At 64.9% G+C, this 629-nt stretch carries 1 pseudogene; it reads right to left on the bottom strand.

Going from position 1 to position 629, the window contains the following annotated elements:
* Positions 1-23: 23 nt before the first annotated feature.
* A pseudogene (locus AC5ZGW_RS46730) lies at positions 24-629 on the bottom strand (transposase family protein); the annotation flags it as partial.

Here is a 629-nt window from a genome sequence, read left to right as displayed (position 1 = left end):
GTCGACCGTGAAGAACCCGGATTTCAGCTTGGGAGGAGCTGAAGTCGGCGGATGAGCTGGACGAGGATTTGGCGCAGCAAAAGCTCGAGCCAGCGGATGAGGCGACGGAAGTTGTAGCCGGCGGCGGCGAGGACGGCATTGGTGGCGTCGCCCTGGCGGTGCCAGAGATAGTTTCGGCCCATTCGGTGCTGGATTTGAGGTGGCCGATCACCGGCTCCACGGCGGAGCGCCGGCGCAGCTCGCGCTTGATCTTTGGCGTCACCCGCCGCTTCTGGCCTGAGATGAACACCCTGAACTTGTAATCGGGCGGCGCATTGTGGCCGCGATAGCCTTTGTCGAGACACATGCGCTCGATGACGTTGCCGACGAGCGCCTCCATGCCTGGGATCACGGTCTTGAGCGTATGGCCGTCATAGGGGTTGCCGGTCAGCGCTTTCACATGGGTGACGAACTGACCGCCCTTGGCGGGCGCGAGGTTGGTGGCCACCGAGACCTTGACGCCGAACTCGTAGGGCCGGTGGGCCTTGCCCTTGCCGATGCACTCCACCTCCGGCGCGTGCAGCGAGTAGACCTTGGGGCCGCGCTGGTGCTGCTTCTGGTCAAGCACCCGTCGCGCCAGCGCCAGCATG

Source organism: Bradyrhizobium sp. Crot121, from assembly GCF_059512385.1.
The sequence above is the reverse complement of the archived record's forward strand: the minus strand, read 5'-3'. Positions and strand labels throughout refer to the sequence as shown.